This is a genomic window from Deltaproteobacteria bacterium (genome assembly GCA_016180855.1).
Taxonomy (GTDB): domain Bacteria; phylum UBA10199; class UBA10199; order JACPAL01; family JACPAL01; genus JACPAL01.
Genome location: JACPAL010000005.1, coordinates 95,784 through 118,011, shown reverse-complemented (window position 1 = coordinate 118,011; position 22,228 = coordinate 95,784). Strand labels below are relative to the sequence as shown.

The window sequence follows — 22,228 nt, the reverse complement described above, 5'->3', positions numbered from 1 at the left end:
AATTACCCCTTCTTTGAAATTTTACCAAGAGATCTGTCGATGGTCTGAACTAATAAATCTATTTCATCGCTACTGATGGAAAGCGGCGGTGCTATCCTGATAACATTACCAAAGAGACCTCCCTTACCAACAAGAACCCCCTCCTCTTTGCACAACTCCATCAATTCGACTGTCTCTTCGGGGGCATACGCCTTTGTCTTTCTATCCTTGACTAATTCAATTCCAACCAATAGGCCACGCCCCCTGACCTCTCCAATCAACTCATGCCTCTTCATCAAATCTTGAAGCCCCTCTTTGAGTCTCGTTCCCATCCGTTGGGCATTCTGAATAAGCCTTTCCTCACGAATAATATTAATGTTCTCCGTTGCCTGTCGTGACTGATACGGATCACCGCCAAAGGTATTGAAATGAAACTTTCCCTTCATCCCCTCAACCACTCCCGTTTTGAGAAGGACAGCACCGACAGGGGCACCGTTCCCCAGTCCCTTCGCCATCGTGATAATATCGGCGTCGATCCCAATCTCCTTTGTCATGAAAAAGGAGCCGCCGGAACGACCGACACCGGTCTGGACCTCGTCACTGATATACTGACCGCCGTAACGATGAACGATCTTTACGACTTCGTGAAAATAATCATCCGGAGGCGTTATAAAACCACCAACGCCCATCACCGGTTCTGCAATGAAGGCGGCAATCTTTCCATGCGTCGTGGTCTGAATCGTCGTTTCAACATTCTTGGCACACTCCAGGGAGCAGCTGTCCGGCGTTTTATTAAAGGGACATCGATAACAATAAGGTTCCAGGGCCGATGTTGTTGCAGCAACCGGCTGGGAACGAAACCGCCAGGTGTGGTGCCCACACTGGGCCAAGGTCCCGGAGGTCCCACCATGATAACCATGCCGGAGATTGACAACGGTCGACTCCCCCGTTGCCTGGCGGGCGGCCAAGAAGGCAAACTCGTTCGCCTCCGACCCGGAGTTGGTGAACATGACGCGATTTAAACCGGCGGGCGCCTCTTCGAGCAATGCCTCAGCCAGTTCAACCGGATAGCGTGTCAGATAAATAGCACTCGTGTGCTGGATTTCGTCACCCTCGAGCATCTCCAGCAGTGCCTTATTGATCCGTGGGTGGTTGTGACCGGCAGAGATCGAAACAATTCCCCCGATTGCATCAAGATACTCCCTTCCTTTCTCGTCCCAAACATGAACCCCTTTGGCCCGAACCAGCTGGATCGGTTCCCGATAGTAAAGGTAGGCCGTGGGAACGAAATATTTTTTTCGCTTCTCAATGAGATCTTCGTTGGTCCTTTGTAACATCAGAATAGACCCTCTGATTTCATATCCCCTCCCCACCTCCCCTTATCTTAAGGGGAGACCCCCTCTTAGATCCTATAACTCCACCATTGTTTTGTAGGTCTCCGGCCGCCGATCCCGATAAAACTGCCACAAATCTCGCACTTCGCGAATCTCATCCAGATTAAGATCGGCCATAAGCAATTCATCCCTGTCCTCTGAGGCCTGGGCAATAATTTTCCCTCGTGGACTCACAAAGTAGGAGGAGCCGTAAAACTCACCGACATTCCATGGACCTTCCTTGCCGACCCGGTTGATCGCCCCAACGAAATAGCCATTCGCAACGGCGTGGGCCGGTTGCTCTATCTCCCAAAGATAACGGGACAACCCCTTAACCGTTGCGGACGGATTGAAAACCACCTCGGCACCGTTCAAGCCGAGACACCGAGCCCCCTCGGGAAAATGACGATCATAGCAGATGTAGACACCAACCTTGCCATAGGCGGTCTGAAAAACCGGATAACCAAGATTTCCGGGTTTGAAAAAAAATTTCTCCCAGAAGCCGGCGACCTGCGGGATGTGATTCTTGCGGTACTTGCCGAGATATTTTCCATCGGCGTCAATCACGGCTGCGGTGTTGTAATAAACTCCTGTCATCTCCTCCTCATAAAGAGGGAGGATTAAGACCATGTTGTACTTTTTGGCATACTCCTTCATGAGCTGTGTGGTCGGTCCGTCGGGGATCTTTTCGGAGAGACCGTACCACTTGGAGTCTTGTGATGGACAAAAATAAGGGCCGGTAAAGACCTCCTGAAGGCACAGAACCTGAACCCCCTTGGAACCGGCCTCCCGGATATAGGGAAGATGCGCCTCAATCATCGCCTCCCGATGTTTTTCACAGGGGAGATCCGTAGCCAGTTTATTTGCAACCTGAAGAACGGCCGCTTTGACTATGCGTGACATGTTGTTATCTCCTTCATTATCCATAACGCCCCCTACCCCCTCTTACCGTTCGGCTGAGCTCACGGCCGAAGCCTTAAGAGGGGGTTATGAGGATTCCTCATCAAATACTGCCCAGACCCTCTCTCGACAAAAACCTTTCCTTCATCGATCACCACGCGACCACGCAAGATCGTTGTCCGGCACTTTCCGCGAACCTTCCATCCTTCATAGGCACTGTAATCACACCGCATGTGATGGGTTTTGACAGATAGCGTATGCTCGGCCTCTGGATCAAAGATAACCACGTCAGCATCTGATCCAACGGCAATCGTTCCCTTCCTGGGGAACAATCCGAAAATCTTTGCGGCATTGGTCGAAGAGACCTGAACAAACTTGTTTAAAGAGATCCTGTTCTTCAAAACCCCCTCGGAGAAGAGGAGTTCCATCCGGTTCTCAACGCCAGGGGCCCCGTTTGGAATCTTGGAGAAATCATCCCTCCCCATCTCCTTCTGGTTCATGCAGAATGGGCAATGATCCGTGGCAACGGTCAAAATCAAGCCCTGATTGACCCCCTCCCACAACGCCTCCCTGTCTTTTTGCTTACGGAGCGGCGGACTCATGACGTACTTCGCCCCCTCAAAACCTTCCTGAAAATAAAGTGACTCATCGAGCAACAGATATTGAATGCAGGTCTCGGCCAAAACCGTCTGCCGACGGAAGGAGGCATTCTTCACACGATCAAGCGCCTCTTCACAAGTCATGTGCACAATATAAAGGGGGTGCCCTCCCTCGTAGGCCAGATCAATAACGCGCCCTGTCGCCTCCGCCTCGCAAATTGCAGGGCGTGACAACGGATGAAACCTCGGTGCTTTGTTGCCAGCCTCCCTGTTTTTTTGAATCAGGTGATCAACGAGATCACCATTTTCGGCATGCGTCGTGAGAATTCCACCATATTTCTTCAGTTCAGCAAAAAGCCCCACCATCTGGCGGTCATCGATCATGAGCGCCCCTTTGTACGCCATGAAGGTCTTGAAGGAAGTGACGCCTCGCTTCTCGATTAATTCCCGAATCTCGACACGGCTCTTTTCATTAAAATCAGTGACACCTATGTGAAAGGCATAATCGCCAACCGCTTTTCCATCCGCCCTCTCATGCCACTGATTCAGGGCATGATGGAGGGTATCTCCCTGGGTCTGGATGGCAAAATCAATAATGGTTGTTGTCCCCCCATGCAGGCCAGCCAAGGTGCCCGTTTCAAAATCGTCGCTTGCGAATGTCCCCATGAACGGAAGCTCCATATGGGTATGGGGATCAATCCCGCCAGGAAAAAGGTAACAGCCGGTTGCATCAATGACCCGGTCAGCTGAAAGTCTCAGATCTTTACCAATCGTCTGGATCTGTTCGCCAACAATGTAGACATCAGCCTTGTAATGATCTGTCGCCGTAACCACTTCAGCGCCCTTGATTAAGAGAGTCGCCATAAAACCTCTTTTTTAAACCCTCACCAAATACTCGAATCCTTCAACCAACGCTCGGTAATCACCTTGGTATCGGTAAAAAAGTTAATGCACTGATTTCCATGCGCCTTCACATCGCCAAAAAATGAATCCTTTCTTCCTCCAAATGAGAAGAACGCCATCGGGGCCGGAACACCGATGTTGATACCGACCATCCCCGGATCAACTTCGTAACTGAATTTCCGCGCCGCCGCACCACTCGTCGTAAAAAGGGTCGTCGTATTTCCATACGGAGAGCTGTTGATCCACCGGATCGCGTCGTCAAATGAATCGACCTTGGCAAGACAGACAACCGGACCAAAAATCTCCTCTTCTGCAATCCTCATCCCTGGACGAACACCTCCAATGACCGTCGGGCGGAGAAAGAAACCAGGCAGGTCACCCAAATTTTTCCGGCCATCCAGAAGGAGATCGGCTCCTTCATCGACGGCTGATTGGATCAGCCCCTTGATCCTCTCCCTGGCCGCCTCCGAAATGACAGGACCCATCTGAACCCGAGCCTCAAGCCCGTTTCCCACAATGGTGTCGCTCGCAATCGGGATAACCAGATCACGAAATTTCCGGTCAACCTCATCTCCAACACAAATGACCACTGAGCCGGCCAGACAACGCTCCCCCGCACAACCGGTAATCGATTCAAACGCAACGCGGGCCGACTTCTCCAGTGAGGCATCCGGCAGCACGACCATAGAATTTTTGGCCCCGCCCAACGCCTGAACCCGTTTCAGATTCGCCGTCCCTGTCTGATAAACATACTTGGCAACCGGCGTGGAGCCGACAAAACTGATGCCTTTGATAGTGGGGTGGGCCAGAAGGGCGTTTACAACCTCCTTCCCTCCTTGCACCATGTTGATAACCCCTTTGGGGAAACCGGCCTTTTCAATAAGCTCAAAAATTTTGATTTGTGTGAGAGGAACTCTCTCGCTCGGTTTCACAATGAACGTGTTGCCGGCTGCAACGGCGAACGGCCAAAACCAGAACGGGACCATGGCAGGAAAGTTGAATGGGTTGATTGAGGCAAAAACGCCAATGGGTTGACGGACAGAGAGACAATCGATCTCTCCGGCAATGTCCTCGGAGAACTGCCCCATCATGAGGGACGGCATCCCGCAGGCGGTCTCCACCATTTGGATCGCACGACGAACTGACCCGATCGCCTCAGCAAGGATCTTGCCATTCTCAATCGTGACTTGGCGGGCAAGCGCCGGAAGATTCTCTTCCATCAAGGTCTTAAGACGAAAAAATGGCTGAACACGGTCAATGACTGGCGTCCTGCGCCAGGAAACAAAGGCGCTTGATGCGGCTTGAACCGCTCGATCAACATCCCCAGGAGTTCCTAACGGACACCGATCTAAAAGCTCCTTTGTGGCAGGGTTCACCACCTCAACCGATTCACGTCCCTGACTCTCACCCCACTGGCCGTTGATGTAATTTTTGATCATTGACTCCCCTTCCGTTAATCAAGGACCTATTCGACCTCTCCTCAAAAGGGGTTGCGGGGAAATTCAGGTTGCCGACTTGTGAGGCCCCGTGTTACGTACGCATCCGGGGGGAACAATGATCGAAAATTTTGATCTCAAAAAAATCCTGCAGAAAGCCCTTTTTCACGGCGGGGACTATGCCGAGATTTATGCCGAGGAGACAGAGTCCCTCCAATTAATCTCGGAGGAGCGCCGCCTCGATAAAATCACACCTTCCCTTGATTCCGGCATCGGAATCCGGGTCTTATGGAATGGAAAGACAGCCTATGGTTTCACCAATGAAATCTCGGAGAGATCACTCCTCGAATTGGCCGATCGAATCGCCTCGGCGGTCCATGCGGGAAAGTTCAAAGAGCCAATAACCGTTCATGCGATCCCCTCCCCTTGGACAGTCACCATTCAGAGGGATCCGTCCCGGTTCTCCCTCCAGAAAAAAAGCGAGTTTATCCGGAGGGGTGAAGAGGTTGCCTGGAGTTTTGATCCAAGGATCAAACAGGTGAAGGTGCTCTATGCCGACATCCAGAAAAAGGTGGAGATCGCCCACTCCAACGGGGAACTGGCATGCGACCACCGAATCTACACCCTCTATTATCTTCAGGTGGTGGCCGGTAAAAATGGAGAGCTTCAGACCGGATACCATCCGGTCGGTGGACTTGTTGGTCTGGAACTACTGGAGGAGAATCCGCCCGAAGAGGTCGCCAAAAAGGCGTGTGAACAGGCGATCCGGATGCTTTGCGCCCGCAGGGCCCCCGCCGGAACGATGCCCATTGTCCTCTCTTCGGAGGCTGGAGGAACAATGGTTCACGAGGCGGTTGGACACGGTTTAGAGGCCGACCTGGCCTGTGAGGGGCTCTCCGTCTATCACAAGAAGATCGGCCAGACGGTTGGAAATGAGAAGATCTCAGTCGTGGATGACGCGACCGTTCCGAATAAGCGGGGCTCTTTTGTCTTTGATGATGAGGGGACCCCTGCCGAACGGACCGTTTTAATTGAAAAAGGGGTCCTCAAAAATTATATGTTCGACCGTCGGATGGCGATGAAAAATGGGGCTCGCTCCACCGGCAACGGTCGTCGTGAGTCGTACCGCCATAAACCGATCTGCCGGATGACCAATACGATGATCCTTCCTGGCCATGATGACCCGGGGGAGATCTTACGCTCCACGGAGAGGGGACTTTTTGTCAAGAAGATGGGGGGAGGACAGGTCAATACGGTGAACGGGGACTTCATCTTTGAAGTCAACGAGGCGTATCTGATCGATAAAGGAAAGATCGGAGATCCGGTTCGCGGGGCAACGCTGACTGGCAATGGGCCTAAAGTCTTGCAGATTATTGACAAGGTCGGCAACGACTCCGGTTTTGGAATCGGCACCTGCGGCAAGGATAATCAGGGGGTCCCGGTTGGTGATGCACAACCCACCATCAGAATCCCGAAGCTGGTCGTTGGAGGGGCAACAGCCTAAGATGCCCGTTTTTCTGAGATCAACCGATTCAATTCAGAACGAAGGCGGGGGAGAATCTCTTCGTAAGAATAACTACCAAGGGAGTCCTCTTTTTTCTTGAGATTCACAAGGTTGGGGCCGCACCAGAGCCCCAAATCAGCATCATCGGTTTCACCCGGACCGTTTACACGGCAACCCATGACCGCAATCGTAACCGCATGTCCCTTGGCATACTGAGACATCTCTTTCACGGCCTGGGCGAGTTCCACAAACTTTTCATTCTCCACACGGGAGCAGGAGGGGCACGATATGATATTGAGTTTTTGGTCTCCAAAATCGGGCACGGAACGGAAACGCCCCTCGGCAATATCTGTCAAAATCTCACGGGCAACGGCGATCTCCATCCCCTTCTGATCAAATGGAACGGTCAGAGAGATCCGGACCGTATCACCGATCCCCTGAGAGAGGAGTTGTTCAAAAGCGATTCTTGTCTTGATAATACCCTCGGGCGGCATACCCGCCTCGGTCACACCCAGATGAATCGGCACATCGGAACGGACCTGATGAAACCGGCGATTAATCTTGATCACCTCCGCCGGGTCTGAATCCTTAAGCGAGACGAGATAATTTTTAAACCCAAGCCGGTCCAGGATCTCACAATGTTCAACGGCAGATCCAACAATCGCCTCCTCATTATTATCGGGATACCGCCCCTTCCAAACGGGATCGATCGAACCACAATTCACACCAATCCGGATGGCACAGCTATTTTTGGACGCCTGTTCCACGATCCAGGCAACCTTCTCCCTGTTCGACTTCTCTCTTTCATGATGATGGAGGTGTCCCGGATTGTAACGAATCTTCCGGACAAACGGGGCGATCACCTCAGCCAAGCGATAATTTTCCTGCAGATCGACCGAGAGAGGAACATCCGTCTCCCGGGAAAGCTGTTGCAATGCCTCGGCATCCTTGGCGCTGTCAATCGCAACCCGGATTAGATCGGCTCCCGCTTCAGTCAGAATCCTGATCTGCCGACGGGTCCCTTCCAGATCCTGTGTGCGGGTGGCACACATGCTCTGAATGGCAATCCGGTTTTGTCCCCCAAGCCGGAGGCGACCGATCTGAATTTCTCGTGATGCCCTCATTTTTGATTCGAACGGATCAGGGAACAACCGGAGCTATTGTTACTCCCCGCGGTATCACCACTATCCGCACTGTCTGTCCCTGTGGTTGACGTGGAACAGTCTGTTGTAGCGCTCTTTGCCTCGATCGCCAAAATCGCGTCCGATATCGTCTCCCTCTCTAGTTCCGGAAGATCCTCATCGTCAAGGGGGAGGAGGAGGGTGTTCACGTTCCCACTGGTACCGGACAAGGTAAAATTATTTGCGCTGGAGGTCCCGCCAGCAGAGCCGGAGATCGAACCAGAACGAGTTTGGGACGTAAAAGTTGGCTGTTCCCCGGCCGCCTCACAGGGAGGGATACCCGAAGAGCCTCGAAAACTGGTATTAATCGCCTCGACCTCCAGCGTGTAGCTCGAGGAGGGGCTCAATCCCTGAATCTGGTAGTTTCCATCACACGTATCGTTGAAGGTACCACCCGGGCAAAGCTGACCGGAGACAAAGGAGACCGCATCCGTACGTGTCTTATCAGTAGTTGTGCTTCTGGCAATAACATTGGCGCAGGCAAATTCAGTCGTGCCGTTGGTATCAAAAACAGTCCCCTCCGCCATGAACGTGGAAGAGGTGAAACTGCTCTCCGGATAGAGAAAGGCAAGCCCCACCTGATCATCCCTTTCGGGTGTCTTGAAGTTGGACCCATTCCCCTGAATGAAGAAGGCGTACATCGTGGTGATCTTGTCGTCATCGGATGTCGTACTGTTATCCGCCTCCGTCAGATTAACCTGGGCATGGTTCAACCCGAGAAAATGTCCAATCTCATGCACAATAAACGAGATAAAATCATCCTCAGCAAAACTGAGGTTGACCGCCGTGCAATCCGCGAGCTCCACCCCTTTAAGACAGGCGGCATTAAAAACCGCCTCCCCTTTCACCGCTGCACCCGTCGTCGCATCGTAGGCAATCACTGCCGCAAAACCGAGCGTTGTGAGCTTGTTGGAGGAGCCAAAAAATTTCGCAACAACAGCTCCATCATCATCAATGACAATCGGATTTTTGCCGTCATCGGTGGGACCGCTCGGACAAGCGGCGGAATCATATAAATAACAACAGACATTATCGGCATCAACCGCCACACCGAGTGATTCTCGCGTATAGGTGACGTTCGACTCGGACAAGTCAGCCCATTGATTCAAGCCTTCATTGATCAGGGCCGTCACATCCTTCCCGCGGACATCCAGATCCGACTCCAGATCGATCCGAACCGGGAGGCTCCATTTAACAACATTGCCGGAGTTCGTGACAGAACGAGGGCCATACGCCTCAAGACCACCCGATAAGACAATAAAAAGAGATACCAAAAATAACGGGATCTTATTCCTCATAATGTCACTGAGAAAGCTTTTTGACTAAGGAGAGAAAATCGTCGTAAGAAATCTCTGCCTTGTTGGGATTCCCATCCAGAAGCGCCTTCTCCCCGGTCGAAAGCGACATCACTTTGAAACGAGGGCTTTTCCGGAGCCCCAAAAGCAGCCCCTGATTTTGGAGACCATTGACCACAACCCTCTTTCCTTGCTGATCTTCTTTAATATCAAATTTACCCTGTGCGAGACCGACAGGCGCCGTTAAACCCAATTCACTCTCTCCACTCAAAAAAATCACCGCTTCTTCCCCCACCTGATATTGAGGGAGCCCACTGAAAGCGGTTGTGGCTGACTCGTAGGCGTTCAGCGGAAGAGTCTCCATCCTGACCTGTTTAAAGGTCACCGTCTCCCCATTCTCTCCCTTGAGATTTTCACTCACCTTGAAACTGACATACTGAACGGGATGACCGTTTTTATCCTTTCCCTTTTCAACAGAAAGACATCGCCCCACGAAAACCCGGTCGGCCAGAACGGTCAGTTGCTCCAAATTGAGACGAAGGACAAGGAACCCCCCCACGAGGGAGGGAAGAATAAAAATGAGAACTACCAGAAAAAGTCTCTTCATTTAAGGGACCGATTGTATCACAAATTTTAATCCAAAATAGCAAAAAATATGCAGCACGCCAATCCCTCTTGTTCTTGGAAATTTAACCCTTAATGGGTCTCGAGATAGACCCTGGCAAATTTGTCATAAAGGGCCATTCCCTCGGCTGATTTCTTGAATTTGGGTTCTGTCTTCTCCAAGGTCGCCATTATTTTGTCCTCAATCGGCTTCCCGATCAACCCCTTGCCATAGGCCTCGACAAATTTCTTGGTGGCCGCCTCAAAATCTTTTCCCTTCTCATCATTGAGACCAGCGAGATAGTGGTGGAACCCGTTCGCCAGATCAAAATTTTTGTTTGTTGGAATTCTACGGCCCAAATTGGTCTTCTTTTGGGAGCCTTTCAGAAAGGTGAGTTCCTCACGATAGAAACGGAAGAGATCTTTATCTCCACCTTGCAGATCGGCTCCCTTTTCCGCCCACCGAAGAGCCTCATTATATTCGTTTTTAACGACATTTAACAGGACAAGCATCCAAATCCCCTCTCCCGGGTCTCCGCCCCTCTTCATCCCTTTCAGAATCAGCGGTTCCAGATCGTACTGACCAAGCGCCAGACGGGTTCGTGCCAATTCAATGAGAAGAGATCCATTACCGGTCTCCCGACCTGCGTTTCTCTCGAGTTCCTCCTCCCTCTCCTTTAATTTCTGAATCCGCGTGGAACCGGCAGAGGAGATGACCTCTCCTCCGGAAGAATCTTCCGTAAAGCGGGCAACAATAACAGTCGGTTTTTCACGCGAAATTTTAACGGTGTGGATCAGGTCGGGAAGTGAACCACCAGCCGGGGAAATCACCACCTCATGCTCCCCCTCTGAGAGGTAGAATCGGGCGAGATGCCATTCCGCGGGCAGTGTTATCCAGCTCCTTTCATCTGCCTTCTCAGCAGCCGACATACTCAGGCTCAAAAGTCCCAAACCAAGGCCGGCCACTTGACCTCCCGTAGAGTCGTCATCAAGAAGCTTCTGACTCACGGCATAGAGACCGGTCTGAACGGTCACCTTCGCCATTTTTCGCTTGAAGCTCTGCTTGCGACGATCACGAAGCGCCTTGAGGCTCTCCTCAACGGTGCGATAAAAAGGGTAGGTCCGGCCACGTGGCTCACCATCGACCGAGACAGTCGCATAGGAAATTCGCGGGGTACTGACCTTTAAAACCGGCATGGCGACCGTGAAGTAACCGGTTGAAACCGATTCCGAGCGAAAAATGGGTGCCTGACCGAGCGGCGCAACGACCACCAACTGCCCTCGTTCCTCGCGATAGCGAGCAGTCGTTGTCCAGGAGGGGTGGTCAGCAGGCGGAAGTGGTGCTGCAAGGCCGAGCCGTTGACTTAAAAACTTGATGTCTTTCGCATAATAGGGTGCGGAACTCTTCCCGGCATTCATACGATTTAAGTCGATCAAGGCATCATTCAGGTGGCCTGCCGCCTCCCAAATGATCGATGAAAGATAAAGAACAAAGCCGTTATCACTGTTTTGGATCCCCCCATACACCTTTTCGAAGAGATGAAGGGTACGACGCAGCTCCACAAGCGCCCCGTCCCAATTCCCTAAAAGGAGGTAGTTGAGCATCCGTACGACAGGGATCATCACCCGTTCGTGCGGATCTCCGGGATATTCCCGGGCCTCTTCGCTCCAGAAGGTTGCTGCGGTTTCACGCGAGACACTTTTAATAGACAAAAGTTCGCTTAAATCCTCCGCCTCCGTGAGCACCTTATTGCTCTCCTCGTAGCGACCGGCCGCCTGCAGAACCATCCCCTTGTCGAGGAGATAAAGCAATCGATCGCGCGGACTCGGCTTCAACTGGTCAATCTGAAGCAGTGCCTTGTCATAGTTTCCACGCTGATACGCCTGGTGGATCGGTCGAACCTTGGCCTGATAGCCGGAGGCGCAAGAAGTGAGACTCAAACCAGCTGCCCAAAAGAGACCCAACAGGAGAATTCTTTTCATGAGAGGCAACAGGGTCTAAAAATCAGGGACGAACCCTTTTTTTCTGAAAGGCCTTTTTAATCTCAACCTCATCCGCCCAGAGAATCGCCGAGGTTTCGAGATCGGTCACCTCCAGGGTCGTCTTGTAATAGACGATCTCCTGCTTGCCGACCGGTTGCTTGATCGAGGTGATATGGCCTGAAATGAGCCAGTCGGCACCAATCTGCCGCCCCTTCTGTTTCGCGGTTTCGGGATTAACATAACCAGACTGCTGGTATTCGTATTCCGTTGCCATCGCCTCTCTCAACCGCTCATTCAAGAAGGTAAAGCGGTCCGCCTTGATGAGACTGGTCCGAATCTTGTTCGTAAGCGACAGGATATCGATATGCTCGTCGGTTGCATTGGTAACGAGACTGACAATAACAGCCGGCTTTGCAGTCTGTCGGGCCAGAAGAGGACTCGTCAGGAAAGAGCGGGTCAACTGTTCCGAGATTGTCTGGAGGTCCGCCTCCACAAACTTGTCACTCAGAAGGTCGACACGGTCGGCGTCAACGTACTGCCCCTTGGTATAGACCCCCCCCGTACTTGCACAGGAAGTGAAGAAAACGATCACGAAAAGAAGACCGATTTTTGTCAGATCGTTGCGATTCATCATGAGTTCCTCCTTAAAATATTTCCATCAAACGTTTTCCGACCTGTTCTTTCACCGCCTGTCCGAGAGCCCGAACCGCCGACTTGGCCGCCAGATCGGATGACTTTTCATTGGCACTCACCGACCAGGTCAAGGCACCGAGTGTCTCCCCATTTTGGGGGTTTTTTACTTCGAGATCGAGATCGGCCTGATAGATCTGCACTTCAAAACTTCCCATCGGCATCGACCCACGAGAGGTCAGATCGGTCGTCCCCACCAGTCTATAGGTCTCAAAGGTTGAATCCGAAGACGACTGTTTTTCGGTCAGAAATCCCTCTTTGGAGAGCCCCTGAATGAGATAGATCTTGACCCCTTCGGCCGGACCGCTGATCTCCAGGTTGAAGCGGATCCTTTTTCGAAGTGCATAGAGGACCGATTTTATCTCTGACGCATGATCTGTCTCTGACTCAGCAGAAGAAAGGGCACCGGGACGAAGAATGGAGAGATGCTCACCGAGGGGTGGAATCGCCTGGGCCACCTCCAGCGCCTTCCGATAATGTCGGAGCGAGAGAAATAACTGCTTCTCTTCCTGGGCCGCGCGCCCCGCCTCGATCTCCGTTAACATCTCCCGTTTAAGCTGTTCAATGGAAGATTCCAGGCGACGTGACGCCTTGGCTCGATCGAGTACCGCCAGGGCAAACAACCTCTGCCCTTTTTTATCCTCGTAATACTCCTTGATCTCAACCCCCTGCAGCATCTCACTCGCACTAGCCGTCACAAGATCGGTCTGGCTCGCCTGTACATTCAACTTTTTCTGATCCCCTTCCCCACCACTTTCAACCTGCCGCTCCGCCCGCGTCGTCACACTCACCTGGGTCTTAAAAATCTTGGCGATCTCAGCACGGGCCTGATCCCCCGCCCATTCGTGTTGTTGTTTCTTGCCTCCCTTGGCCGAGGAGACCGCGCCTACACCGATGAAATAACGTTCCTCGGGATACTTGGTAGAACCCCCGGAGATCCAGTCAGGCTGTTTCTTGGCCAATGCAACGGGAGGGATCAGAAGGAGGGCGATCGCCAGAAATCTCAAAAAGAAAGTTGACGACTTCATCGACCCTCCTTCGAGGAAAGGGTCTTCTCCACAACAGAGGTCTCGATCTCCTTCAAATCAGCAACTGTTTTTGCTGTTACCTCTGCAATCTTTTGGTCCAGTTCCGCACCACTTAAGCCCTCTGAGGAACGGCGCAACTTAGCCGACTCGGTCTCCTTGTAGCGGTCGTAAATTTGGCCAAAAAAGTAACTGAGGTCAACCTTGAGAAGGGAGTAATATTTTTTGGGCTTCTTTTCATAGTGACGGGAGACGATCACGGAACCAAGAAGGGCCTCCTTTGAGGAGGCCTTAACCATCGATTCACCGACAGCAAAGTTCTTGCCCCGAATCTCCTCCATGTAATTCTGAACGAGGCTTTGCATAAAGCTCGCCGCCTCACCACGGGCATTCAAGTCGGCACTCTTTCTTAAGTCGAACTGATCCGTCCATTCGGGATTGGAATAGCCGATCACCATAAAAATTTTATCCTTCCGATCCCAGGACTGCCCCTCCACCTTCCACCACTCCTTATCAGGATCCAGGTTTTGCCCCCAATGGCGTTGGCCGGAGGCGCACCCCAAAAACAGGAGGATGAGGCTGATAGCACCCAAAGAGGCGATCCGTCCGGGTTTAATAGTTTTCATTTTTGTCTCCTTTTTTTGAGAAAAAAATTATTCATTGTAAATCTTGAAGTGAAGTTGTCCCGCCGCATTTTCATAGTGTAGCTCCTCAAAGTCCTTCAGGGAGACAGGACCGGAGAAAAAGAGGTTGAATGTTACCATGTAACCGATCGGCACGGTTTCAGGGTAATCAACGAGGCTCTTGATCCTCTCAGGCAATTTCTCCCACCGCTTTCCCTGGATACTTTTAAGTCGGTTGACCGCCCGGTGCTTCTTGCCACGAGCATCAACGATGTACCAACGGTCTTTTCTCGCATCCATCGGAATGACATTGAGCGATGTATTGCGTATCGCAACCGTGAGGACCTTCTGTTTCGGAGCCAGTTTGTCCAGGCGGGGATCGTAGGAGGCGCCGATAGAAAATCCGTGTCCGGCAATGAAATCACCCGCCCTCGCCTCAAACGTCCTGATCTTGGGACGCTTTCCGGCACAACCGGAGAGAACGCTCACCGCGATCAAAAGGAAACCGAGCTTAACGGTTAATCTCATCAACATAGTGGCAGGCAACCCCATGTCCCCCCCTCCACTCCTTCAACGAAGGTTCCTCAGTCCGGCAAAGCTCCTTAGCATAAGGACAGCGTGGATGAAAAGAACAACCTTTTGGCGGTGAAACCGGCGATGGCACCTCTCCCGAAAGGAAGATTTTTTTTCTTCTTGAAGAGAATCCGAGCGAGGGAACTGCCTCAACAAGCGCCTGGGAATAAGGATGCAAAGGGTGCTCGAAGTCATCACGGCTGGCAGTCTCTACAAGCTTCCCCAAATACATGACGGCGATCCGGTGACTCATGTAGCAAACCATACGCAAATCGTGGGCAACAAAAAGATAACTCAAGTGATGCTTCTGCTGCAGCTCTTTCATCAGTTCGAGCACCTGTGAGGCGATGGAAATATCAAGGGAGGAGACCGGTTCATCCGCAATAATAATCTCCGGCAGGAGGGCAATCGCACGGGCGATTCCGATTCGCTGCCTTTGTCCTCCTGAAAATTCGTGCGGATACCTGCCATAGAAGTCGGATGACAAACCAACCTGTTTCAAAAGGGCATCGACCCTTTCCCGTCTCTCCCGCCCCGTAGTTTTCCGATGAATGATGAGCGGCTCCGCAATGATCTCTCCGACCGACATACGGGGATTAAGAGAGGAATAGGGATCCTGAAAGATCATCTGGATCTTTTGGCGTGTCTCCTTCAATTCCCTCCCCCGAAGAAGGGAGAGATCTCTGTGACGGTACAAAATCTGTCCTGTCTCCGGCTGAAGGAGCCGAACCAGGAGCCGCGCCAGCGTCGTTTTACCGCATCCCGATTCGCCGATGAGACCGAGCGTTTCAGCGGAACCAAGTTTGAAGCTGATCCCTCGTACCGCCTTGACAGACGTCCCCTCCCGATCCCAAAAACCACTGCGGATCGGAAAACTTTTGGCGAGATTGTTAACGACGAGCAAGTCTTCCATAAACCTCCAGGAGCCTTTGGGTGTAGGAGTGCACCGGACTTCTCAAAATTTTTTCCGTCTCTCCGCTCTCTACAATCTGGCCCTGACACATGACGAGGAGTTGATCGACCATCTCCGCCGCAACCCCCATATCATGCGTGATGAGCAAAAGGGCCATTCCAAGTTTTTTTCGAAGAGTTCGAAGAAGCTCCAGAATCTCCGCCTGAACCGTCACATCGAGGGCGGTCGTTGGTTCATCGGCAATGAGGAGGTCGGGCCTGCAGGCGAGTGCCATCGCAATCATCACCCTCTGTTTCATCCCCCCCGAAACCTCGTGCGGATAGGAGCGGGAAACTCTCTCTGGATCGGCGATTTGAACCAATTCAAGAGATTCGTGGACCTTCCGACGTCTCTCGTCACGCCTCAACCGAGGCTCATGAAGCTGAAAAACCTCTTCAATCTGGTTTCCAAGGGTGAAAACGGGATTCAGCGAGCTGGCCGGTTCCTGAAAAACGATCGAAATCTGTTTTCCGCGAAGCTGACGAAGAGAGGTCGGATCGATATCAAGAAGATTTTTGTATTGACCGGCCTTGCCAAAAAAAATCCTGTCCGCTGCAATATGGCCGGGGGGTGGAACAAGGCGGAGCAGGGAGAGAGCGGTCATCGATTTGCCGGAACCGGACTCTCCGACTATTCCAACAGCCCCCCCCTCAGGAATTGAAAAACTGATCCCATCAACCGCCTTCACAAGTCCATGGGAGGTGTGGAAGGTCGTTTTGAGGTTTTTAACTTCCAGAAGGACATTTGACATATTAACCCCAAACAAATCTCAAATCCAAAATTCTAACTTCATATCTTCATTCTTGGATCGATAGCATCCCTCAATCCCTCTCCCACTAAATTATAGGCCGTAATCGTTAGAAAAATGGCGCCGCCCGGAAAGAAGGCAAGCCACCAGGCAAAATCCATAAAATCCCTCGATTGGGAAAGCGCCTCTCCCCAGGATGGGGTCGGCGGCTGAACACCAAAACCGAGAAAAGAAAGGGCCGATTCAACAAGGATCGCCGACGCGACGCCGAAGGTCGCCGAGACGAGAATCGGAGCCAAACTGTTTGGAAGGAGATGACGGAAGATAATCCTCCATGAGGAGGCTCCGACGACACGGCTGGCCAGAACAAAATCCTGGTTCCGCAGTTTAAGCACCTCCCCCCGCGCCAGACGCGCGATTCCGGGCCAACTGGTCAGGCCGATAACAATCATAATGTTGTAGATGGAAGGACCGACGAATGCGAGAACCACCAGGATCAGAAAGAAGGTGGGGAAACAGATCATGATCTCGATCATGCGTGAGATCAGCATATCAACCGCCCCTCCATAATAACCAGCCAGCGCCCCCAGTATCAATCCGATGACCACATAGAGAGAAACGGCAACAATCCCGACGGAGAGTGAGATCCGGGTGCCGTACAAGAGACGCGAAAAAATATCCCTCCCCTCCTCATCGGTTCCAAACAGGTGGGCACTCGAAGGGGGTTGAAGGATCGCATCCAGATTGTATGCGGTTGGAGAATAAGGCGAGAGCCAGGGGGCGAGAAGTGCCACGGCCATTAACAACAGGACAACAACGAGACCGGCCACGGCAAGCCGGTTTCTTTTAAACTGGTGCCAGACGAGTGACGAATAAGTATCGTGTCTCATATTTAATTCTTCATCTTCTCAAAACTGATTCTTGGGTCGACAATTACATATAAAAAATCGGAGGCAAGAATTCCGACCATTGTTAAAAGGGCCTCGACCGAGGCGATCGCCATGATCGTCGGGTAATCCCTCGACAAAACCGCTTCAAACCCGAGACGCCCCATGCCCGGAATAGAAAAAATCTGCTCCACAATGACCGAGCCTCCGATCATCGCCGGCAGAAGGGTCCCAACCAGCGTGACAAAAGGAATCAGGGCATTTCGGAGGGCATGTTTCAGGATGACACGTGACGGAGGAAGACCCTTCGCATAGGCCGTCCGGATATAATCCTGCCGCATCACCTCAAGTAGCTGGGCACGAGTCAGCCGTGACAAAAAGGCAAGTCCCCCATAGGTCAGAACGGCGACCGGAAGGACCAGGTGCCAGAGTAGATTTCCTATTTTTCCCCAAACGGAGAGCATTGCAAATCCCTCCGAGGTAAGACCGACGATTGGAAAGAAATTCCAATGCTCTCCACCTCCCAGATAAATAATGAGGATCATCGCCACCCAGAACGAAGGGAGCGAGTAGAGCATAAAGAGACCGAAAGTCGTCATCCGGTCTAACCAGCTGTCCGGGCGCAGCGCCGTCACAATCCCCAAAGGAACCGAAATCAGGTAGACGAGAAAAATAGAGAGGAGGTTCAGCAGCAGGGTCGAAGGGATCGCCTCAGCGATTTTCTCGATCACCGGTCGATAATCCTTGTACGAATTTCCAAAGTCGAAGGTCACAAACCTCTTCACCCAAAGAAGATACTGAACCGGCAGCGGGCGATCGAGGCCATACAATTTTCTCGTCTGCTCAATCACCTCCTGGGAAATCAATTCTGACTTATAAGCCTCCCCTCCCCACTCACGAAGCTTCAGAGAGACAGGATTTCCAGGGGCCAACTGAACGATAGAAAAAGTAATAAGGGTGATTCCAAGAAAGGTGGGGATCAAAAGGAGGAGTCTCTTTAAAAGATATTGCCTCATTACAAAGAGGCCTCCCGATTGACCCTCCATTCCAGCGGATCCATACCAACGGGATATATCTTTGTGTTTTCAAACCGACGATGAAGCGCGATCAGATGGGGACGCGTAAAGAGAAAGGTATACGGCTGGCTCTCATGAATCCGACGATGAAGCTCACGGTAGAGGGCTGCCCTCTTCTCGCGGTCAAATTCCGTCCGGGCCTTTTCAATCAAGCGATCGGACTCCGGATCGCTGTAACCGACAAAATTGGAGCCTTTTTCCACCTGAGAGGAATGCCATAGTTGGTACGGGTCCTGTTCAAACGGAAGCCCCCATCCCAACACCACGGCATCAAAATCCCGCGTGTTAAGACGTTGAGTGAACAACGCCCATTCCACCTGACGGATTTCCATACGAATACCAACCTTCCGGAGGTCCTCCTTCAGAATGCCGGCCAGTCTTTCAGAGGTTTTCGTGCCTGCCGGAATCAGAAATTCAAACCGGAACGGAACCCCCTCCTTGTCGAGAAGTCCGTCTTGATCATGGTCCTTCCATCCCGCCTCTTCGATCAGACGTAACGCCTCAAGCGGGGCGTACGGAAGGACCGGCACCTCGGCATCATAATCAGCCCCACCGAAGTAAAAAGGACCTGTTACAATACGCCCGATCCCAAAGTCGATCTTTTTGAGGATCTGCTCCCGGTTGACAAGCAAGGTCAGCGCCCGTCGGACCTTTGGATCGGAGAAAAAGGGCCGCCTCAAATTCCAGCCGATAAAACTGTAGTTGGGGGTATAGAACTCGTACCGCTGGAATCGCTCCTGAAAGGCAGGGGTCTGGGTTTGGCGAACCCACTGGATTGGACGAAGACCCGCATAATCGAGATCCCCCTTCTTGAGAACCTGCAGAGCGACGGCATCATCACCTATAAATTCAAAGCGGATCCGCTCGATCTCCGGAAATTTTCCGATTGCCCTTCCCCAATAATCCTCATTCCGTACGAGGAGGACCTTCTTCCCTGTCTCCCAGACAAGAAATTTGTAAGGCCCCAGACCGACAGGAGCCCTTCCGATCGGGTGAGCGTTGAAATCCTCCCCTTCCTTGAAAAGATGTTTTGGAACGAGCGGAAGTTCACCGCAAAAATCAAACGCCTTGAAGTACGGCTCACGAAACGTAAAGCGGACGACCCGTTCCCTGATTTTTTCGACGCGGATCAGATCCTTGTAGTAGACACGCAAATGAGGACTGTTCACCTTGGGATCCTGAATCCGTTCATAGGAAAAAATAATATCCTCAACGGTCAAGGGAACGCCGTCATGCCAGCGAATTCCGTCACGGAGAAAAAAGGTGAATTGTCTCTGGTCAGGAGACATTTCCCACCGCGACGCCATTTGCGGAACCCACGCAAGTGTCTGGTTGTCGCGCGTGATCAGGGTGTCACCCACAAGGCTCTGGATCCTTCCGGAATAGGCGTCGGTCGAAGTGATCGGATTCAGCGTGTCCGGTTCAACACCCAGATTCCAGACGAGCGTCATCGGCTCCTTGGGAACCTGATAGGAGCAGGCCCCCGAACAGAAAATCAGAAAGAGAAGCCCCGCGATGCTACGGCAAGACACGTGTTGCCCCTTTTGGAATTTCAACGTCAAACAGATGCGGGGCGAGCGAGGGGTTGATCTCCAACTCATCAAAAAGAATTTCCACCCTCCCTCCAGCCGAAATCCCCTTGATACGACGCGGAAAGAGAGTCTCACCCGCCTCATCGTAATCGGCATACTGAACTTCAAACCTTTTCTCCCCTTCCAGATCAAAATACTGAACCCGCACCGGCAGGTAATCCCCCCCCTGCTTCACGACCCAAATTTTTTGCCGCGAACTCTTGAGGAGCAACATCCCCTTTCTTGTTTTCTGTATCTGGTAATCCTCCGACTTTCCAAGAAGAACATGCGTCAACAAGAACCGAACCACCTCATGGGTTGACAGGGAGAGGGAAAGGTACCTCTCATACTCCTCACTCACACCGACCCCTTCAAAATAACGATTCTCCTGATACCAAATGACCCCCAGCCGTCCGACATCCGAGAACAACTGATGTTGCAAGGTGCCAAAATCGGAAAGGTGGTCGACCCGAAAGCTCAAGGGGGCCTTGACAAGAAGGAGGACTTCTCCTCCACGACCGACGGAACGTCCGCCCTTTTTAAAGAGAACCCTGGCGCGCAAAACCTGGATGAACTCCTCGCGTTCCTGAAGATCCTCAACAATTCTTTCCTGGACCTCCGGCGTTGCCCATAACGGCTCACCACCTCGCGTTTCCGGAGTTAAAGCACAGGCAGCAAAGAGAAAAAGACTGGCAAGACTACCGCAGGCTGCTTTGAATTTTTTCAATTTTCCCCTTGAGACGCTCAATTTCCTTTTGAACCTTCGAATCCTCGCCGTTCTTCTTCAAAATCGCAAGCGATTCTTCAAAATATCTGAGCGCCTTGGCCTTCTCTTCTTTTTTCTCAAAAAGATCCCCCAGATGCTCTGCGATCGTCGGTTCTTGCGGAACCAAATCATACGCCTTCTGGATGTAGAGATAGGCCTGATCGAAATCCCCCATCCGGAAATAGACCCAACCGAGACTGTCGGTGATAAAACCATCATTCGGCTTGATCAGCATCGCCCTTGAGATAAACGACAACGCCTCATCGAGCTTTCCCTTCACCTCCCGGTCGGCATAGGTATACCCGATGTAATTTAAGGCATTCGCGTTATTGGGATTGACCTTTAACGCCTCCTTCATCGCACGGATCCCCTCAAGATAATTTCCAGCGCGATCATAGACAAGCCCAAGACTGTAGTGAAGGGATTCCCGACGGGGGACCTTTTTCAAACCTTCTTTCAGGATCCGGACGGCCTCGCCAAACTGCTCCTGCTTGCTGTAGATCTCTGCCAGATATTCATAGAGCGCCGACTCGTGGGGAAGCTTTCCGATAGCCGCCTGAAGGAGACTGACCGCCTCCCCTTTCTGTCCCTCTTGAAAAAAGAGGTAGGCCCGGTGGAGTTGTGAGTCCTTGTAAAAACGGGATTGTTCGGGGATCTTTGCAAACTCCTGGAGCGCCTCCCGGAATCGTTTCATGTTCTCTAAAATAACCCCCAGGTAGTAGATCACACGATCGTCCGTTGGGTTTTGAAGCAGAATTTCGCGGAAGACCTGAACCGCCTCATCATATTTTTTGGCCTCGTAGTAAATAAGGGCTATCTTCATCTGCGCCGCACTATCGAGCCCCTCGCCCTTGCGAACTTTCTTCAACACCTTCATCGCCCTATCCTCAGCTCCTTTTTCAAAGTAGATCTTGGCCAAGCTGGCTAAGGCTTGAAGATTGGACGGGTCCATTTTTAAAATTCTCTCATAGACATGAGTCGCCTTTTCATTCTCCTTGAGCAGGCTCTCGTAAAGGGCCGCCATATGAAAGAGCGGTTGTAGATCATCGGGATCTCTGGTGTACCAGTCCTCCAGAACCTGAATCGCGAGATCATTTTTTTTTGAGGCGAGATAGACATCAACGAGCAGATAACGAACCTCCTGGTGATCAGGGTCATGCAGGAGGAGCTGTCGGTAGAACTCCGCCGCCTCTTCAAATCTCCCTTCACTCTGATGGATCTTTCCTTGCAAGAGAAGCGATTCGGGATTCGATGGTTCAAGGGTCAAGGAGTTCTGAAGATCCTGGAGTCCTCCTTTGAAATCACCCAACGAGGCCCTCAAACTGGCCCGTTTAAGCCAGAGGTAATAATGACCCTTCTCCTGATTGAGTATTCGATCAAGACGCGCCAGTGCCTTGTCCGGTTGTGACGAGTAGATCTCCATATTGGCCAGGAGAAAATCATGAAAAAGATCCTCGTTTTCCGGCACCGGAGAGGTTGAAACCTTGAGCCGACGAGGGGCACACCCTCCTCCGATCAATAGAACTATCAGAAAAATAATCTTCATTTGACCCTTCAAGAG

20 protein-coding genes are annotated in these 22,228 nt (G+C 51.8%); 1 reads left to right on the top strand and 19 read right to left on the bottom strand.

Annotated elements, in window-relative coordinates; genetic code table 11:
- Nucleotides 1–2: 2 nt before the first annotated feature.
- The 4 genes from HYT77_03330 to HYT77_03315 all read right to left on the bottom strand — a co-directional run bounded on the left by HYT77_03330 (nt 3) and on the right by HYT77_03315 (nt 5,193).
- The gene (locus HYT77_03330) at nt 3–1,316 is read right to left on the bottom strand and encodes an aspartate aminotransferase family protein (protein ID MBI2067027.1); all 1,314 of its coding nucleotides are present in this window, start codon (nt 1,314–1,316) and stop codon (nt 3–5) included.
- A 72-nt stretch (nt 1,317–1,388) separates the two neighbouring features.
- Nucleotides 1,389–2,255 (bottom strand): acyltransferase, encoded by an 867-nt coding sequence (locus HYT77_03325; protein MBI2067026.1) that lies wholly within the window; start codon nt 2,253–2,255, stop codon nt 1,389–1,391.
- Between the two features lie 59 nt (nt 2,256–2,314).
- On the bottom strand, nt 2,315–3,715 hold the full coding sequence (hydA, locus tag HYT77_03320; protein ID MBI2067025.1) for a dihydropyrimidinase: 1,401 nt from the start codon (nt 3,713–3,715) through the stop codon (nt 2,315–2,317).
- A gap of 20 nt (nt 3,716–3,735) precedes the next feature.
- The gene (locus tag HYT77_03315) at nt 3,736–5,193 is read right to left on the bottom strand and encodes a CoA-acylating methylmalonate-semialdehyde dehydrogenase (protein MBI2067024.1); all 1,458 of its coding nucleotides are present in this window, start codon (nt 5,191–5,193) and stop codon (nt 3,736–3,738) included.
- 115 nt (nt 5,194–5,308) lie between these two features.
- Here HYT77_03315 and HYT77_03310 point away from each other — a divergent pair, with 115 nt between their 5' ends.
- On the top strand, nt 5,309–6,694 hold the full coding sequence (locus HYT77_03310) for a TldD/PmbA family protein (protein MBI2067023.1): 1,386 nt from the start codon (nt 5,309–5,311) through the stop codon (nt 6,692–6,694).
- Here the strand turns inward: HYT77_03310 and ispG are convergent.
- From ispG to HYT77_03235, 15 genes are all read right to left on the bottom strand, one after another.
- On the bottom strand, nt 6,691–7,818 hold the full coding sequence (gene ispG, locus HYT77_03305) for a (E)-4-hydroxy-3-methylbut-2-enyl-diphosphate synthase (protein MBI2067022.1): 1,128 nt from the start codon (nt 7,816–7,818) through the stop codon (nt 6,691–6,693). The two genes, HYT77_03310 and ispG, sit on opposite strands and share 4 nt — an antisense overlap.
- Entirely contained in the window at nt 7,815–9,173 is a 1,359-nt protein-coding gene (locus HYT77_03300) for a hypothetical protein (GenBank protein ID MBI2067021.1), read from the bottom strand. The genes ispG and HYT77_03300 overlap by 4 nt, the downstream gene beginning before the upstream one ends.
- 4 nt (nt 9,174–9,177) lie before the next feature.
- Nucleotides 9,178–9,777: a hypothetical protein gene (locus tag HYT77_03295; GenBank protein ID MBI2067020.1), complete on the bottom strand. Its 600-nt coding sequence runs from the start codon at nt 9,775–9,777 to the stop codon at nt 9,178–9,180.
- A gap of 89 nt (nt 9,778–9,866) precedes the next feature.
- Complete coding sequence (locus HYT77_03290) at nt 9,867–11,756, bottom strand: hypothetical protein (GenBank protein ID MBI2067019.1); 1,890 nt, start codon at nt 11,754–11,756, stop codon at nt 9,867–9,869.
- A gap of 22 nt (nt 11,757–11,778) precedes the next feature.
- Nucleotides 11,779–12,390, bottom strand: a complete 612-nt coding sequence (gene lpoB / locus HYT77_03285) for a penicillin-binding protein activator LpoB (protein ID MBI2067018.1) — start codon at nt 12,388–12,390, stop codon at nt 11,779–11,781.
- Between the two features lie 10 nt (nt 12,391–12,400).
- A complete protein-coding gene (locus tag HYT77_03280; protein ID MBI2067017.1) occupies nt 12,401–13,474 on the bottom strand; it encodes an LPP20 family lipoprotein in 1,074 nt (357 codons plus the stop codon).
- Nucleotides 13,471–14,097 carry a hypothetical protein gene (locus tag HYT77_03275; GenBank protein MBI2067016.1) on the bottom strand — a complete coding sequence of 209 codons (627 nt, stop codon included), beginning with the start codon at nt 14,095–14,097 and terminating at the stop codon, nt 13,471–13,473. Before HYT77_03275 ends, HYT77_03280 begins: the two co-directional genes overlap by 4 nt.
- 27 nt (nt 14,098–14,124) lie before the next feature.
- Nucleotides 14,125–14,628, bottom strand: coding sequence for a hypothetical protein (locus HYT77_03270; GenBank protein MBI2067015.1), 504 nt, complete (start codon nt 14,626–14,628; stop codon nt 14,125–14,127).
- Nucleotides 14,606–15,580, bottom strand: coding sequence for an ATP-binding cassette domain-containing protein (locus HYT77_03265; GenBank protein MBI2067014.1), 975 nt, complete (start codon nt 15,578–15,580; stop codon nt 14,606–14,608). The genes HYT77_03270 and HYT77_03265 overlap by 23 nt, the downstream gene beginning before the upstream one ends.
- On the bottom strand, nt 15,558–16,370 hold the full coding sequence (locus tag HYT77_03260; GenBank protein MBI2067013.1) for an ABC transporter ATP-binding protein: 813 nt from the start codon (nt 16,368–16,370) through the stop codon (nt 15,558–15,560). Before HYT77_03260 ends, HYT77_03265 begins: the two co-directional genes overlap by 23 nt.
- Before the next feature lie 38 nt (nt 16,371–16,408).
- Nucleotides 16,409–17,257 carry an ABC transporter permease gene (locus HYT77_03255; protein ID MBI2067012.1) on the bottom strand — a complete coding sequence of 283 codons (849 nt, stop codon included), beginning with the start codon at nt 17,255–17,257 and terminating at the stop codon, nt 16,409–16,411.
- A gap of 2 nt (nt 17,258–17,259) precedes the next feature.
- Complete coding sequence (locus tag HYT77_03250) at nt 17,260–18,270, bottom strand: ABC transporter permease (GenBank protein ID MBI2067011.1); 1,011 nt, start codon at nt 18,268–18,270, stop codon at nt 17,260–17,262.
- The gene (locus tag HYT77_03245) at nt 18,270–19,862 is read right to left on the bottom strand and encodes a hypothetical protein (protein MBI2067010.1); all 1,593 of its coding nucleotides are present in this window, start codon (nt 19,860–19,862) and stop codon (nt 18,270–18,272) included. The genes HYT77_03250 and HYT77_03245 overlap by 1 nt, the downstream gene beginning before the upstream one ends.
- A complete protein-coding gene (locus tag HYT77_03240; GenBank protein MBI2067009.1) occupies nt 19,849–20,628 on the bottom strand; it encodes a DUF4292 domain-containing protein in 780 nt (259 codons plus the stop codon). Before HYT77_03240 ends, HYT77_03245 begins: the two co-directional genes overlap by 14 nt.
- Complete coding sequence (locus tag HYT77_03235) at nt 20,600–22,213, bottom strand: tetratricopeptide repeat protein (GenBank protein ID MBI2067008.1); 1,614 nt, start codon at nt 22,211–22,213, stop codon at nt 20,600–20,602. The genes HYT77_03240 and HYT77_03235 overlap by 29 nt, the downstream gene beginning before the upstream one ends.
- Nucleotides 22,214–22,228: the final 15 nt, after the last annotated feature.

Bases quoted from the DNA above. Each gene is read 5' to 3' on its own strand.
- HYT77_03330 (MBI2067027.1), bottom strand. From the start codon at position 1,316: ATGTTACAAAGGACCAACGAAGATCTCATTGAGAAGCGAAAAAAATAT.
- HYT77_03325 (MBI2067026.1), bottom strand. From the start codon at position 2,255: ATGTCACGCATAGTCAAAGCGGCCGTTCTTCAGGTTGCAAATAAACTG.
- hydA (MBI2067025.1), bottom strand. From the start codon at position 3,715: ATGGCGACTCTCTTAATCAAGGGCGCTGAAGTGGTTACGGCGACAGAT.
- HYT77_03315 (MBI2067024.1), bottom strand. From the start codon at position 5,193: ATGATCAAAAATTACATCAACGGCCAGTGGGGTGAGAGTCAGGGACGT.
- HYT77_03310 (MBI2067023.1), top strand. From the start codon at position 5,309: ATGATCGAAAATTTTGATCTCAAAAAAATCCTGCAGAAAGCCCTTTTT.
- ispG (MBI2067022.1), bottom strand. From the start codon at position 7,818: ATGAGGGCATCACGAGAAATTCAGATCGGTCGCCTCCGGCTTGGGGGA.
- HYT77_03300 (MBI2067021.1), bottom strand. From the start codon at position 9,173: ATGAGGAATAAGATCCCGTTATTTTTGGTATCTCTTTTTATTGTCTTA.
- HYT77_03295 (MBI2067020.1), bottom strand. From the start codon at position 9,777: ATGAAGAGACTTTTTCTGGTAGTTCTCATTTTTATTCTTCCCTCCCTC.
- HYT77_03290 (MBI2067019.1), bottom strand. From the start codon at position 11,756: ATGAAAAGAATTCTCCTGTTGGGTCTCTTTTGGGCAGCTGGTTTGAGT.
- lpoB (MBI2067018.1), bottom strand. From the start codon at position 12,390: ATGATGAATCGCAACGATCTGACAAAAATCGGTCTTCTTTTCGTGATC.
- HYT77_03280 (MBI2067017.1), bottom strand. From the start codon at position 13,474: ATGAAGTCGTCAACTTTCTTTTTGAGATTTCTGGCGATCGCCCTCCTT.
- HYT77_03275 (MBI2067016.1), bottom strand. From the start codon at position 14,097: ATGAAAACTATTAAACCCGGACGGATCGCCTCTTTGGGTGCTATCAGC.
- HYT77_03270 (MBI2067015.1), bottom strand. From the start codon at position 14,628: ATGTTGATGAGATTAACCGTTAAGCTCGGTTTCCTTTTGATCGCGGTG.
- HYT77_03265 (MBI2067014.1), bottom strand. From the start codon at position 15,580: ATGGAAGACTTGCTCGTCGTTAACAATCTCGCCAAAAGTTTTCCGATC.
- HYT77_03260 (MBI2067013.1), bottom strand. From the start codon at position 16,370: ATGTCAAATGTCCTTCTGGAAGTTAAAAACCTCAAAACGACCTTCCAC.
- HYT77_03255 (MBI2067012.1), bottom strand. From the start codon at position 17,257: ATGAGACACGATACTTATTCGTCACTCGTCTGGCACCAGTTTAAAAGA.
- HYT77_03250 (MBI2067011.1), bottom strand. From the start codon at position 18,270: ATGAGGCAATATCTTTTAAAGAGACTCCTCCTTTTGATCCCCACCTTT.
- HYT77_03235 (MBI2067008.1), bottom strand. From the start codon at position 22,213: ATGAAGATTATTTTTCTGATAGTTCTATTGATCGGAGGAGGGTGTGCC.